This is a genomic window from Pseudomonas moraviensis (assembly GCF_900105805.1).
GTDB classification, from domain to species: domain Bacteria; phylum Pseudomonadota; class Gammaproteobacteria; order Pseudomonadales; family Pseudomonadaceae; genus Aquipseudomonas; species Aquipseudomonas moraviensis_A.
In genome coordinates, this window is the sequence record NZ_LT629788.1 from 270,005 (window position 1) to 283,824 (window position 13,820).

General features: G+C 54.9%; 11 protein-coding genes. 3 read left to right on the forward strand and 8 right to left on the reverse strand.

The window, feature by feature from the left end:
• Nucleotides 1-156 precede the first annotated feature (156 nt).
• Nucleotides 157-1,476, reverse strand: coding sequence for a methyl-accepting chemotaxis protein (locus BLU71_RS01420; RefSeq protein WP_083352159.1), 1,320 nt, complete (start codon nucleotides 1,474-1,476; stop codon nucleotides 157-159).
• A gap of 245 nt (nucleotides 1,477-1,721) precedes the next feature.
• Nucleotides 1,722-2,330 carry a TetR/AcrR family transcriptional regulator gene (locus BLU71_RS01425; protein ID WP_064364902.1) on the reverse strand — a complete coding sequence of 203 codons (609 nt, stop codon included), beginning with the start codon at nucleotides 2,328-2,330 and terminating at the stop codon, nucleotides 1,722-1,724.
• 211 nt (nucleotides 2,331-2,541) lie between these two features.
• On the opposite strand from BLU71_RS01425, the gene BLU71_RS01430 reads away from it, so the two are divergent.
• Nucleotides 2,542-3,597, forward strand: a complete 1,056-nt coding sequence (locus tag BLU71_RS01430; RefSeq protein ID WP_083352160.1) for an MBL fold metallo-hydrolase — start codon at nucleotides 2,542-2,544, stop codon at nucleotides 3,595-3,597.
• A gap of 36 nt (nucleotides 3,598-3,633) precedes the next feature.
• Here the strand turns inward: BLU71_RS01430 and BLU71_RS01435 are convergent, their stop codons facing one another.
• Nucleotides 3,634-3,951 carry a hypothetical protein gene (locus BLU71_RS01435; RefSeq protein WP_024014027.1) on the reverse strand — a complete coding sequence of 106 codons (318 nt, stop codon included), beginning with the start codon at nucleotides 3,949-3,951 and terminating at the stop codon, nucleotides 3,634-3,636.
• Between the two features lie 93 nt (nucleotides 3,952-4,044).
• Nucleotides 4,045-4,812, reverse strand: a complete 768-nt coding sequence (locus tag BLU71_RS01440) for an AraC family transcriptional regulator (protein ID WP_083352161.1) — start codon at nucleotides 4,810-4,812, stop codon at nucleotides 4,045-4,047.
• Between the two features lie 113 nt (nucleotides 4,813-4,925).
• Here BLU71_RS01440 and BLU71_RS01445 point away from each other — a divergent pair, with 113 nt between their 5' ends.
• Both BLU71_RS01445 and BLU71_RS01450 read left to right on the forward strand, forming a co-directional pair.
• Nucleotides 4,926-5,741, forward strand: coding sequence for a sulfite exporter TauE/SafE family protein (locus BLU71_RS01445; protein ID WP_083352162.1), 816 nt, complete (start codon nucleotides 4,926-4,928; stop codon nucleotides 5,739-5,741).
• Nucleotides 5,742-5,818: 77 nt separating this feature from the next.
• Nucleotides 5,819-6,538, forward strand: a complete 720-nt coding sequence (locus BLU71_RS01450) for a DUF6933 domain-containing protein (protein WP_083352163.1) — start codon at nucleotides 5,819-5,821, stop codon at nucleotides 6,536-6,538.
• A gap of 47 nt (nucleotides 6,539-6,585) precedes the next feature.
• Here the strand turns inward: BLU71_RS01450 and BLU71_RS01455 are convergent, their stop codons facing one another.
• The 4 genes from BLU71_RS01455 to BLU71_RS01470 all read right to left on the reverse strand — a co-directional run bounded on the left by BLU71_RS01455 (nucleotide 6,586) and on the right by BLU71_RS01470 (nucleotide 13,819).
• Nucleotides 6,586-7,572: a hypothetical protein gene (locus tag BLU71_RS01455; RefSeq protein WP_083352164.1), complete on the reverse strand. Its 987-nt coding sequence runs from the start codon at nucleotides 7,570-7,572 to the stop codon at nucleotides 6,586-6,588.
• A 511-nt stretch (nucleotides 7,573-8,083) separates the two neighbouring features.
• The gene (locus BLU71_RS01460) at nucleotides 8,084-10,159 is read right to left on the reverse strand and encodes an AIPR family protein (protein ID WP_083352165.1); all 2,076 of its coding nucleotides are present in this window, start codon (nucleotides 10,157-10,159) and stop codon (nucleotides 8,084-8,086) included.
• On the reverse strand, nucleotides 10,156-11,139 hold the full coding sequence (locus tag BLU71_RS01465) for a PD-(D/E)XK motif protein (protein ID WP_083352166.1): 984 nt from the start codon (nucleotides 11,137-11,139) through the stop codon (nucleotides 10,156-10,158). The genes BLU71_RS01460 and BLU71_RS01465 overlap by 4 nt, the downstream gene beginning before the upstream one ends.
• The gene (locus BLU71_RS01470) at nucleotides 11,129-13,819 is read right to left on the reverse strand and encodes a Z1 domain-containing protein (protein WP_083352167.1); all 2,691 of its coding nucleotides are present in this window, start codon (nucleotides 13,817-13,819) and stop codon (nucleotides 11,129-11,131) included. Before BLU71_RS01470 ends, BLU71_RS01465 begins: the two co-directional genes overlap by 11 nt.
• Nucleotide 13,820 lies beyond the last annotated feature (1 nt).

Genomic DNA, 13,820 nt, shown 5'->3' on the forward strand with positions numbered 1-13,820 from the left:
TGTGGTTGCGGGCCTCTTCGCGAGCAGGCTCGCTCCCACCTTGAATCTGCGCCGTTCACAGATCTCCTGTGGGAGCGAGCCTGCTCGCGAAGGCGGCACCTCGGTTCATCGCCAGCCGCAATTCCCCACCCGACCACGAACCGATGTCAGTTCCCATCACCCTGGCACCCGCTCGTTGGCAAACATGCTCACCGCATCCACGGCCTCACTGGCGCCGTCGCGAATCTGCAGAATCACCGTCCCGGCCTGATTGGCCAGTTCCACGCCTTCGGCCGCGCGGTCGCGGGTGCCTTGCATGCTTTTGATCGCTTGCCGCGTTTCGCTCTGGATCAGACTGATCATGTTGGAAATTTCGGCAGTGGAGCCGCTGGTGCGCGCCGCCAGTTGCCGCACTTCATCGGCGACCACGGCAAAACCGCGCCCCTGTTCACCGGCGCGTGCCGCTTCGATGGCTGCGTTCAGCGCGAGCAGGTTGGTCTGATCGGCAATCGCGCGGATGGTGTTGACGATGGCGGTGATCTGCTCGGAGCGGTCGCCGAGTTGCGCGATCAGGGTTGAAGACTGGCTGATGTCTTCGGCGATTTCGCGCATTTCGCTGGCAGCCTGTTGAATCACCTGCGTACCTTGCTCGGCGACTTTTCGCGTCGCCACCGAGATGTGATAAGCGGTGCTGGCACTGCGCGCGTCTTGCTCGTGTTGCTCGACACGGGCGGTGACGTCCGAAGCGAACTTGACCACTTTGTACAAGCGGCCCGAGGCGTCATAGACCGGGTTGTAGTTGGCCTCCAGCCACACGGTCTGACCGCGTTTATCCACGCGCTCGAACTGGCCGTGGAAGAACTCGCCCTGATTCAGGCGCCGCCAGAAATCCTGATAGGCGCCGCTGCTGACCAGCGCCGGGGTGCAGAACAAACGGTGATGCTGGCCCTTGAGCTCCGCGAGGTTGTAACCCATGCGCGTGAGAAAATTCTGGTTGGCGGTAAGGATGTTGCCCTCAAGGTCGAACTCGATCACCGCCATCGCGCGATCGATTGCCTGCAATTTGGCGTTGGCCTCGTTTTCCTGCTGCACTTTGGTGGTGACATCCATCGCGTACTTGACCACTTTGATCACCCGTCCCGATGCATCCTTGATCGGGTTGTAACTGGCCTCCAGCCAGATCGGCTGGCCTTTGCTGTTGACCCGTTCAAAGGTGCCTGACTGGAACTGGCCGTTTTTCAGACGCGACCACAACTCAGTGTATTGGGCGCTACGACCGAATTCCGCCGTGCAGAAATGCCGGTGTGGCTGGCCGATTGCCTGGGTAGCCGTGTAACCCATGGTCTTGAGGAAATTGTCATTGGCACGCAACACCACGCCATCAAGATCGAACTCGATCACCGCCATTGAACGGTTGATCGCTTCGAGCATTGCAGCTTGGTCAAAAACGGTGTGTTGCAGTTCTTCGAGGGCGGCTTTGTGGCGATTGAAAAACATGCTTGCGATACTCGGGAGTGGGGAAAATCAAAAGGATTCAGTCCCTATTCCTGCGCCGGCAGACCGAAATGCACAGGCGGCATTTCGGCGGTGACTGCTCAATGCCAGCGTTCCGTTACTGGCAGATGGCTACTTATACAAAACTTCATAAAGTTGTACAAGAAAGGAATTTTTGCCCGAGTTTGTATAACTTTTTGCTAAATTAGTTGTACGCGTTTCGCGACCTGCCTCGGCTACAAAGTAAGTCAGCGTTGATATCGCGCCAGGAACATCTCCAGCGCCGACTCGGCAACCGAGTCCTGCGCGTCTGGATCAAGGGCTGCGCGTCCGAGCGAGATCTGCGGCCAGAATGCAAACGCCTTGAGCAAACCTTGCACCTGATGCGCAGCGAACTCGGGATCCACCGGTTTGAGCCGGCCGTCGGCTTGCGCCTCGCGTATCCAGACAGTCAGGCCTTCCTCGCGCTCGCCCATGCGCTCGATCATGTTCTGCGCGCGCTCGGGGGAATGAATGGTTGCGGCGATTGCGACCCGCGCGAGGGTGAGGAAATTCTCGTCGGCCATCATTTGCACTTTCTCGCGCAACATTTGCCGCAATTGCTCGCTCAGTGGTTGCTCGCGGTTATAGCGCACCGATGGCTCGGCAATGATCCGCGCCCACAGCTGATTGAGGATTTCGGCGAACAGCTCTTCCTTGCTCGGGAAGTGGTTGTACACCGTACGCTTCGACACGCCGGCCGTGGCGGCGATCTTGTCCATGCTGGTAATTTCGAACCCATGGGCACGGAATTCGGCTATCGCCGCCTGGATGATGGCTTCGCGTTTGCGGTCGGTGAGGCGTTGTGGAGCGGTCATGAGCGGGCTTCGGCAGAAAAGAGAGGAAATTACACTCGGCAGTTTACTTGGCGTCGGCTTTGATGCAACCTAGAAACTACACCGCTCAGTGTAATGTTGCGTTAATCCTCGCACCTTACAAACCAGAGCGTTTGGCCCTTGCGTGCAGCTTGGCCATTTTCATTCCCCGTGGAATACCGTGCAGCACACGGTTTTTCGGAGTCGTTCAGTCATGGCCAATCCAGTCTCCCTCCCGGATAACACTCCCACGCCTGAAGCCTCTCGACAGGATCAAGGGCTGTTTCGCAATCACGCGCCGGTGCAACGCGAAGGCCTGCGCAAAATGCTGCGGATCATGTGGAACATGATTTTCCACAAACCCCGCAACACCCGTCCGACCGCCGCCATTCCCGTGCAGCCGCTGACGCGCGAAGATCTGCTCGCAGCGCCCAATCACAGCGTCTATCGCCTCGGGCATTCAACCCTGTTGCTGAAGATGCGCGACAAGTTCTGGATCACCGACCCGGTCTTCGCCGAGCGCGCCTCGCCCGTGCAGTGGGCGGGTCCGAAACGCTTTCATCAGCCACCGATCAGCATTGACCAGTTGCCGCCGATCGAGGCGGTGATCCTCTCGCACAATCATTACGACCATCTCGACTACGAAGCGGTACGCAAACTCGCCGCGAAAACCACGTACTTCCTGACCCCGCTGGGCGTGGGCGACACCCTGATCAAATGGGGCATCGACGCCAGCAAGGTGCGCCAGTACGACTGGTGGCAGGGCACCGAACTCGCCGGCATCCGCTTCATCGCCACACCGTCGCAGCACTTCTCCGGCCGGGGCCTGTTCGACGGCAACAGCACGCTGTGGGCGTCATGGGTGATGATCGATGGCAACACACGCATCTTCTTCAGCGGCGACAGCGGTTACTTCGACGGCTTCAAACGCATCGGCGAACAATACGGCCCGTTCGACCTGACCCTGATGGAAACCGGTGCCTACAACGTCGAATGGCCCCACGTTCACATGCAACCGGAAGAAACCCTGCAAGCCCACATCGACCTCAAGGGCCGCTGGCTCTTCCCGATCCACAACGGCACCTTCGACCTGGCCATGCACGCCTGGCACGAACCCTTCGACCGCATCCTCGCCCTCGCATGGGAACGCAGTATTGCGATTACCACACCGCGAATGGGTGAAGCGTTCAACATCGCGCAACCAGAACGGGGGAGCGCTTGGTGGATGGCGGTGGAAGAGGAGGGGGAAGCGGTGTTAGAGAACGCATGAATTGCTCAGTTGGTGAGGGGCATCCCCCTCGCCAGCTTATTCAGCCATCGCAAAATCCCCACGCCCCACCGATTCCCCCGACATACCCTGCGCCCTGACACTGCGCCCCGGTGCAAACCCCGGAAAGAACACCAACCCCTGCGCCTCGAACCGATAAGCCAGTGCCAGCCTTGCGGCATCCGCCACGTCCTGCTGTGCTTCGAATCGCTGAATATCTGCCACTGCCACCTCGGCCTCGCGCGACAGTTGTTCAACGCTCCAGCCCAGCATGGCGCGGGCCTGGACGCAGTGGGTCGGAGTGAACTGGAAAAGGGCAATGCGTTCGAGGACGTGGTTCATCGCAAGAGAGGCCATGGTGTGCTCCGGGCTCAAAAGTGCTGATTGAAAATGTACTGTGTTTTTGTACAGTTGTTTTCGGCCGGGATCAAACGCATTTTTTGAATTTGCCTAGTTCGCCGCCTCCAACCAGACGGACGGTGCCTCTCCGAGCACTCGCCGAAACATTGTTGAAAAGGCCGCCGGACTTTCATAGCCGAAGTCCAGGGCAATCCGCGTCACCGCTTCCCCCGCCGCCAACCGTGCCAGTGCCTGCACCACGCAGGCTTGCTGCCGCCATTGGCGGAAGCTGAGCCCGGTCTGCTGCCGAAACAATCTGTTAAAGGTACGCAAGCTTATGTGTAACTGGTCTGCCCAATGCTGCGGGGATTGATGCGTATTGGGCATGTTCAGAAAGGTCTGACACAGACTGAGGAGCTTTCCTTCGGCAGGCATAGGAATGTGTAGGGGAAGAGGCGCACTGCTTGTCAGTTCATGCAACAGCAAATTGATCAGCACGCCGTCACGTCCGGACTCGTCGTACGTCAGCGGCACGTCCACTGCTTCCATCAATAAGTGCCGCAGTAGCGGCGTGACATTCAGCACTTGGCAGTCCGGCCCCAGATCCACCTTGCCCGGTTCGATATATGCACTGCGCGTGCTCACCCCGAGCATCAATACCTCGTGGGCCACGCCCGGCGGAATCCACACCGCGCGCTGCGGCGGCACCACCCAGTTGCCATTCTGAGTGCTGACCTGCATCACACCGGTGGCGCCGTAAAGCAATTGCGCGCGTCTATGCGTATGAAACGGAAGTAGGTGGCCGTGGGAATAATCGGTACCGATAGCCACAACCGTGCGAGGCGTGTCATCGAGCTGATTGATCGAAATATTGCGCATCAGGCGTGGTTCCGGCGATTGGCGTAAACGCGAACATTATTGGCTGAACTACTGAAGCCGGCCAATGCATGCTACGACTAATGTCGTGGGCTTCCCAATCCAGGACGCTCACCATGTTCTACCTCCTGCTGACACTGTTCGGCTGCCTCACCGGTATCAGCGCCGTGCTCTTCGGTTTCGGCGGTGGCTTCGTCATCGTGCCGCTGCTCTACCGCATGCTCACCGCCAGCCACGCAGCTGACGACCCCATCGCCCAGTCGGCCATGCACATCGCCGTGGCCACCTCGACCTGCGTAATGATCGTCAACGCCCTGATCGCCACACGCAAACACCAACGCTCGGGCAATCTGCTCCGGGACTACCTCTGGCCATTGGGCGGGTTTATCGGCGTGGGCGCGATCGTCGGCGCCATCGCTGCCATGTGGGTCAGCGGCCAAGTGATTCGCTACGCCTTCATCGCCTACCTGGGCGTGACCATCGTCGATTGCCTGCTGCGCCGCGGATTTCTCACACAGTCTCAAACCACGATCCCACGGCAACTGACCTCAACGGAAACATCCGCCGGCGGTGTAGGCATTGGCGCCATCGCGACGTTTCTCGGCGTAGGAGGAAGCGTCATGACCGTGCCGCTGCTACGCCGTTGCGGGCTGAGCATGTCGCAAGCCACAGCCATGGCCAATCCACTCAGCGTGCCAGTGGCGCTGGCCGGGACGCTGACGTACATGGCGCTGGCCGGTTTCACCGGGGCTGATTTGGGCGTTTGGTATATCGGGTATGTCGATGTGCTGGCGTTTGCGCTGCTGACGGTTGGCTCGTTGCTGGGGATCAGATTGGCCGCGCGGTGGATTGGGCGGATTTCGGATCGGGTGCATGCCTGGGTCTATATTGGATTGCTCGTCATCGTGCTGCTGAGCATTTCCCTCAAATGAATCGTTGATTGGTGCGGGCGAAAGAAATCAGAATCGGCGACTGAGCGTTGCCCGCCAGTCACCAACAGAGATCCAGGATGTTGATCTTCAATTGCACCGAAGCCGCCAGCAAGTTTTTCAGCCGTGTTCATAAAGGCAAAACGATCACGCCGGTGGACACCAAGCCGCCGTCATCGGTTATTGAGGATGATGAGCTGAACGGCGCGGACGAACAGTGGCTGGTCCATGCGATCACTGTGCAGCGCAAACATGTGTTGTTGGTCCTGCACATCAAAAGCCGCTATTGCGTGATCCTGGCTAACGCGAAAAAAGCCGACGATCACGGGTTCGTTGTGCGCTTCACCGAGCGTTGGGTGAATGGACTGATGATCAATGCCCAGAACCATGGTCTCGGACAATGGCTGGACACCGAGTTGATGTTGGCGCGGATGCTACAGACTTGTGAGCACCAGCGATTCTATCGGCGCGGCCATCGCAGCGCGCAAAAACACATTGATGAAATTGCCTGGTGCTTCCGAAGCAAGGTGGCTGGAACGGGTTGCTTGCCGCCCGATGAAGTCACGGCGATGGTATTCGATGAACAAATGAACGACACGCCGAGAAACAGCAAGGGAGCCAAGTCCTACTACTTCCCGGACGAGGAGATGACGCTTCACTGGCTGCGCCATTATTGCTTTCTCGATGATGTCCAGCTTCATGCTGCGAAAGAGCGTCGGCATCAAGTCGCACGGGAAATAGCGGAGATGGAGCGCAAGGCTTTTATGGAAGAGTATGAGAGGCAGAACTCGAGTGATTAAGCCGGGACGTGACGAATTCACAGGTTGATTAACAACCCCATGCCCCCTCACTCCAACCCCGGCGCTTCACGAATAATGAAGTGATCCAGGTTCTCGATATTGGCATTGAAGACCTCGAAAGGCTTTTCGGGGTTCTTCTTGCCGGGCACCTGCTTCAACTCCGGCGTCACCCCATAAAAGAAACAGAACAACGCCTTGTCGCTATCCACCGCGTACTTGATCTCCTCCAGAAACGCCTTGCGCTTGCGGTAGTTGTCGATCAGCTTTTTGTTCAGATAAACACTGACCGGATACGGCTTCTTCTTACTGTCCTCGGGCTTCTTGAACCAGACCTTGTCCTCGAAATCGATACGAAAACTGGCACTGTGGAAGTCCTCGATTTTCTTGATCCGCCCCCAGTAAATCAGCCCCTTGTTGTCCGTCAGATACTCGATCTTCTTGAAGAACGAACTGTACGGCGCCGTATGCTCGCCGACCTTCAAAGGCATGCGCTTGAGCAAATCCTTGTCGGCGAAGTTGGAAACGAAACACTCCACCGGATGCGCAAAGACACTGGTCTTGTCCGGCGCCGACTCACGACTCGCCGACTCCTTACCACTGTCCACCGCCACCCGCACTGGATCATCCCGCAACACATCCGCCGCCCCCGCTGGCGCGACAGGCTTGCGCACATACTCACGCCGGGTCAGCAACAACTCTGATGGGAAGTGCTCCTCACGCCCGTCATCCACCTCGCCATCCGCCGTCTCAACACCAGATGCCGACGCCTTCAAACTCACATACGGACAACCCGCCACATGCTGCGTAGTGGGCAGATTCTTGAAGTGCGGCGTGCGCACGTAATTCACGTTCTTCGCGTTGAACGTACCCAACTCGTTGGAAGCCTCAAACGCCGAACGACAAGCATCGTTGGGGCACTGAAAGCGCTCCTTCGCCGAGTCAAACGCCACCGTCTCATCGAAATTGAGATCGCGAACATCATAGATCGACAACTTGTCGTCGAGGCTGAGGCAGTAGGCGAGATCGAATTTCATGGTGGGGCTCGGATCCTTGAGTGGAGAGGGGTATTAATAGCGGGAGGCGGCGCGGGTTGCACTGATTGTTTTCAGGATGATGCGGAATCTGTGGGAGGCAGCCTGCTGGGGATTGGTTGTGTCAGTTAAAATCTTGGATTCGGCCCTACCTTTTAAGCAATCAATCTCTCTTATAAAGGGGGAAATGCGACGCCACTTTTGTTACACAGTGGGGTTAGTTCACCGGACGCTTACAGTTATAGACACTCTGCATAAGAAGACCGATCGGTCGAATTCTTCCCTGTATTGGTATGTTAATCGAAAGGTACTCAGGCTCATCAAATGGAGGATTGCTGATTGAAGTGGATTGTGGCCGACGTACTGATGGGTGCTGGCGGGTTTCCTCAATCCACTCGTGGCGAACTCACGGCAAATTGCGTTGGAAGGCATAGCTGGAGGTAAGCCGCGCCCATTGCTCAACAAGTGTAAAAGTCCGGCATTCTGCTCGGCAGGATACCCGGCTTCGCCTGTCCTACATATCTTCAACAGGCATACCTTCATCTGCCATTCGCTTCACCAGCAGCTTAACTGCGTTCTTATCCGGCCTTGCTAAGTTGATATTCCCCGATCCCAGCTTCTGGAGAGCTCTATCTGCCTTCGGCGACAGAAATTTACGCTGCTCAGCAGTCCGTCGGATTACTTCAGCTTTAGGAACGAGCATGTGAAGGAGAATATCGAAGTCAATTTCACGATCAATCCTTGCAGACGACTTCGCTTCCTTTTTTTCTTGCGTCATCTCACTCGTGTTGAGCATCAGATGGTTGGGTATGGCCGTAACCTTTAACTCTGATGCCTGGATATTTTGCCAGCAAATTTCAAGTTTGCAGTACTCACCGACGTCTCGCACATTTGCAGAAGTGTTCCTGAGCGCGGCAGCAATTTGTGGCGCGAGAGAGGCAATATGCTCTTGAAGCTCTTCCGGGACGGATTGAGTATTCCAGATTTGCCCCCAGTTTAAGCTTGCCTTCCCTTGGTGCTCAATTTGCTCAGCAATCCGAGAAAGGGTATAGGCAACTGTCTGCGATTTATAGCCACGGTCATCTTTGTACCAGTCGGAGCCAGCAACATGCTTGTCGGTCCAGCGAAATAACAGCCCCATCGCGCAAGCATTTCTATACCAAACTTCGTTAAATTGGGTCGGCGCTGACTTCCAAGCCTTTGCGGTTTGATCCGCGAAGACCATGAACGCTTTTTGTGCTCCTCTGGACACAACGTAAGGTTTTCTTTCAAAGCTCAGGACATATTTCGCAAGATCGGTTTTCTCGATAAGCTTATCTCTTGGATACTCCAGCTGATATTTTCTCTTTTGTGCAACGGATGCGTATGCCATGCCGTCACGATACTGTCCGCGTGCACGTTCATAAAACCATTTGTCGCCCGTCATCGCACCGTTCTGAGGCGGGGCGCTCGTTATCCGAGAGTAACGCTCCATTTGCAGATGGAACGGATGACTCGAGAAGAAATCTGCTTCTGATATACGATTCTGAGTGTTGGCATATCGCGAAATTTTTGGAACGACATGCTCGATGTGGGCAGATGGGACGACTGAGAGCTTCATTTGGACATGAACACGCTCGAGCGGTGAATTCGCGACATCCTTTGCGTAAAGGATAGACGCCGTCGTCTGGCCGCCATTCACGATCTGAAGATTATGAATAGTTGCGACTCCTAGTTGTCCGTCCTCTAGCGTTTCGAGCGTAACCGCCGATGCTGTCGCAGTAAGTCCGTTGTTGTAAGCGAAAAACATCTCCGGTGAGTTTTTGATCGTTTCCAAAATGCCTTTGTTCACTTTCGTCTTAGCCTGGAGATAGGTTCGGACGTTCTGTTCTAGCAGACGTGCTCCGTATAGACCGTAGATTTCAGCAAGCACAGGGCCAGGGATAGCAAGAAGGTAGGACTGATGCTCTTGGGTGTTCGTCGAGGCTTTGAGGCAGGCAATAGGCGCGCCGGCTATGCCTGCGATATTGACTTCGATAGATTCTGAAACTCGAAAGCTTTTCTGGATTTCGAAATAGCGAATCGCGTCAAGGACGCTCAAGACAATCGGAACTCCGCTTACTAGCTCGCCCAGTTGTGGTGGACGTTTGGTTGCCAGTCGGGCGTTGGAAAAAAGGATGATGCGAACTCTCTTTATGAGATCGCGTACTGAGTAGATAGGAAAGGCCGCGGCAAACGCCGGACTTGTTTCCTCAATTGAATTGATAAAGAGCGAGGAACAGGCGTTTTCGAAAAAGGCAATTGCTTGCTTGAACGCTGAGTTCAGGCGGTCACTATGCAGCGGTTCCAGTTCAATCCCGTTTCGGAAATCGCAGATGGCGAGGTAAAGAGTTCCGCGATCGGTATCTAGTCCATAACCGTCGATTCGGTATGGCCGCCGTCCACCTTCTTTGTGACTGTGGGTGTATTCCAAGTCAATTGTGTCACCGTTCTCAGAAGCCGCTGCCGCATAAAGCTCGAAAAAAGCTTCTTGCTGAAATACGCCCCGCACCTCTGCCTCTAAAAGAATATCCTCTCGCAGGGCTTCAAATGTTTGTTGCAACTCGCTCATGATTCGACTCCCCTAAAAGCATCATCGAGGCTGACGATGAATGGAGCGCAGTCGCTAACGCGAATGCTGTACTTAACCATCTCTACCCCATGGCGGAGGTCTCTACGCTCGATACGAGGAAACTCACTGGACACCTCATAAAATATGCGATCAACGAGAGCCCAGCTCTCCTCATTATATTCCGGCTGCTCCTGATATCCTGCTTCTAGTAGAGCTATCTCAAAGTCCTCCAGCGCCCCTGTGCCTGCCTCGGCAAAAGTGTCTCGAATCTCTGCAACAAGAGTATTGAGAGTCCGAGCGGTTGGGGTGGTGGATGGTAGCGAAGCTATGCCCTGATTGCAGAGCAGGATGCGTCCCTGAACTGGGTCGAGTTGATCTTCAGAGGAAATCCGGATTCGCCGGTCAGCAGTCGCCACTTGCGTCTTGACCTCAAAGATGGTGCCGGCGACCAAGAAATCCTGCTCATGACCGCTAGGGCCATTCCAGCATTTTATGGCGGCACTCCATCCGATGCGTTCACCAAGAACATCTCGCAGAAACAGCAGCTCGCCGACTAGGCCAATGCGTTCACCTTTTGACAGTAGGTGGTTGGCTCTATGGCGCAGCATCTCCTGCCAACGGTGGACTTCCTTGATGGCTTGCAGCAGCCCCTCTCCTGACTGCGTCGGTGCAAGCTTGTCGGTCGCAAGCATTAGACTCTTGCACATAAGTGCGAAGTTTTGGAAATTGGCCACATCGCTCAAGCTCAGCACTAATCTTGAGCGCTCAAAGTCCACCGAATGGACCTCGCAGGTCACGGCCGACATTTTCGGCAGATCAAGCATTCTCGGCTCGGCGCATACTGCATCAAGCTGGAAGACAAAACATCCATGAAAGTCGCGGCCGAACCTGAAATCGAGAGGATGGCTACTGTCAGCAAGTCGAATGTTGTAAAAACTTGGGTCTGTCGGTGTGACGATTGCCTTCCATTCACTCAACATCCTGAGCCTCCATCATAGGCTCGGAGTCATCGTCTGCTTCTGCGGCAAATTGCTCAAGTTGCTGCCGATAGACAGCATTTACCTGGTATGTTCTCTCTTCAGCGGGTTTACAAGTCTCAGGCATGCAGAAGGACAGCGTCACGATTTTCTCGTCTAGCTTGAGATTATCGTCGCTCTCGTCTGGATCGGTGCGCAGGGACGCGCTGAATAAATGCACTAACATCATCGGCCGCTCGCGCACAGAGCAAGCGGCACGTTCCTTTTTGTAAGTTTCAGCCTGATAGGCAGCATCCGCTGCCGCGATTTGTATGTCGGACAGGCCAATCAGCGCGTCGCCGGGATCGGCGACACGGTTCTTGCTGCCATTTACTCGATAGGTGCCTTTCTGAATTGTTCCTTGATTCCGAGACCTCAGATTGATCTGCTGACCAGCAAATGGACTAGAGTCGCCTGACTGGCGCATGGGAATCACAACGTCCCATTTCGCGAGTTCGTCCGTGACGCGGTCCTGAATATAGTCCGAGAGAAGAGAGGTATCGGAAATTGCCGATAGATCGGGATGATCTACGAACTGGAATTCGAGCATGAGACCAAGTATGTCTCGACCATCTGCGGCCCAGCGAATGTAACTCTTGTTTACTTCAGTGGGACTGCCGAGTGCGATGAGAAATTGTTCGACCGCGTCGAGATGTTTCTTTCCAATGCTTGAATTATTTGGAAGTGCAAAGCCTTCGATGTGACGCGCGGAATAGTCCTGAGCTATTTTGAGCTTCTCGGCCGTCCGCATTTTGTTTGCCGCGGTTACCCGAATGGCGAGCGGGCTCTGCCGAACTTTAAGGCCGAAATCACGCGGTGTGCGGCCTGCGGCCTTCATGCGCTTGATCTCGCTCCTCAACTCTTCGGTCGCTTCGTCTACAAATTCGTAATGGTCGAAGGACACCTGCGGCAGATAGAGGCGGCAATATTCCTCATATCCCGGTCGGTAGCCGAACCAGCGCGCCATCTGCATAAGTGTGTCGCTCGCAGTAGCGTTCCGCAAGAGATAGGAGACCGTGAGGCCTTCTAGAGTTAGGCCGCGTGAAAGCGCCAGCCCGCCGATTGCGATGACATGCAGACCTTCTGATTTGCGCAGTGAATAATCTAACTTGCCACCCCGCATATTGACGGTGCGGACATCGATGGACTGGACCCCTTCATTTAGGACACGCAGCAGATCGCGCCATTTGAGATCAGTCTTGCCGAACTCGACTGTGAAGCTACTTTCGAGATCATCCATGATCTCATCGTTGATCTGATCAAGCGGCAGCGATGCATGTACCGAGACCGCGTCCTTGATCTCCGTGAGATATTCGAAAACGAGCCCTAGAATTTTTTCCTGGATGGCATTGAATCGGCTGACGTTGATCATCATCGAACAATGAGTCTTGCCCTTTTCTTGGAATACCCTAATGGCCCTTGTTATGCAAAATACACGAATCGCGTGACGCAAACTGTCGGGTAGCTCGGTAACATTGTCGCCGCTCTTGTGCTTCAGCGGCAGTTTCGCTCGATAGTCATCAATGACTCTGACCATGCTTTGGCGTAAGTTGCCACCCTCCCGGAAAATTCTATGTGATCCTGCATAATTGGTAGGTGGATCAAGCGCCTTAATAAAATTCCCTGGAAAAAGGTCATCCGTCTCCATTTCCTCTGTCGTTTCCGGGTCGATGAAAATGTTGGCAAACGGTGTAGCGGTATAGCCGACATATGCGGAGCGCGGAAATCGCGACAGAATTTGTCGAATCACACCATTGATAGCGCTAGTACGTTTGGGGTCAATGGCTGTATTGATAGATGCATTGTCGGCTTCATCGTCTATCAGCAGAAGTGGCAGCTCATAGCCTCCGGTTTCTCCCTGTTTCTCTATCCAGTGTGCGAGACGCTCAAGGATGGATTTGTTTTTTTTGGTTATGAAGATCATAGGTTCCTGATGACCTGCCAAGCCGAAATAGATTCCATCCGTGCCGCTCGAGAAATCGGCTACCCGAGTAGTGCCGTAGGAGGGGATTCGCCGTGTCGCTGCATAATTTTGGATCGGCAACGACTGCTGTGCGGCCGCGCCAAACATCGATACTTTGCCAATGAATGTCTCGTCAACTCGTTCTTGCGTCTGCGCACGCAGTGAGTTGGTTATCCCTGCTAATAGGATAATGACGCGGTAGCCTGCGTCAGCTGCCTTGCAGATCAGAGCAGAGTAGTTTGTGGTCTTACCTGACTGGACATTTCCCATGACCATGCCGCGAACTGCGCCGTAGCGTTCATCTTTCGGGTTGCCGCATTGATCGAGAATTTCGTCTGTGTCGGTATTGAGGGTAGCGAGCACCGGCGACGGAAGAGCTCCCGTCTCAAGATAGTATTTGCGTAAGCGGTTCCAGTAATAGAAATCCAGCCCCGGTCGTACTGTTGCAAGCCAAGGCCGGTGGTCCTTTGAAATAATCGCCCCGCGCTTCTGAGTTACGATAAAGCTCGCTTCCAGTTCGCGGATAATCGCATTGATCGCCCGTTCTTCAAGGTGCTGAAATGGTCCATTGCGAACTATTGTAGAGATAGCACCTTCAGGTAATCCTTGCCCTTGAGCAATATCTTCGCGATATTGCTCATTGATAATGGAGCGGAAATACGCAAGTTCGCTATGAAACATT

Excerpts from the sequence above, each read along its gene's own strand:
- BLU71_RS01435 (WP_024014027.1), bottom strand. The coding sequence starts at position 3,951 with ATGGCCTCTCTTGCGATGAACCACGTCCTCGAACGCATTGCCCTTTTC.
- BLU71_RS01470 (WP_083352167.1), bottom strand. The coding sequence starts at position 13,819 with ATGTTTCATAGCGAACTTGCGTATTTCCGCTCCATTATCAATGAGCAA.
- BLU71_RS01455 (WP_083352164.1), bottom strand. The coding sequence starts at position 7,572 with ATGAAATTCGATCTCGCCTACTGCCTCAGCCTCGACGACAAGTTGTCG.
- BLU71_RS01430 (WP_083352160.1), top strand. The coding sequence starts at position 2,542 with ATGGCCAATCCAGTCTCCCTCCCGGATAACACTCCCACGCCTGAAGCC.
- BLU71_RS01425 (WP_064364902.1), bottom strand. The coding sequence starts at position 2,330 with ATGACCGCTCCACAACGCCTCACCGACCGCAAACGCGAAGCCATCATC.
- BLU71_RS01465 (WP_083352166.1), bottom strand. The coding sequence starts at position 11,139 with ATGTTGAGTGAATGGAAGGCAATCGTCACACCGACAGACCCAAGTTTT.
- BLU71_RS01445 (WP_083352162.1), top strand. The coding sequence starts at position 4,926 with ATGTTCTACCTCCTGCTGACACTGTTCGGCTGCCTCACCGGTATCAGC.
- BLU71_RS01460 (WP_083352165.1), bottom strand. The coding sequence starts at position 10,159 with ATGAGCGAGTTGCAACAAACATTTGAAGCCCTGCGAGAGGATATTCTT.
- BLU71_RS01420 (WP_083352159.1), bottom strand. The coding sequence starts at position 1,476 with ATGTTTTTCAATCGCCACAAAGCCGCCCTCGAAGAACTGCAACACACC.
- BLU71_RS01450 (WP_083352163.1), top strand. The coding sequence starts at position 5,819 with ATGTTGATCTTCAATTGCACCGAAGCCGCCAGCAAGTTTTTCAGCCGT.
- BLU71_RS01440 (WP_083352161.1), bottom strand. The coding sequence starts at position 4,812 with ATGCGCAATATTTCGATCAATCAGCTCGATGACACGCCTCGCACGGTT.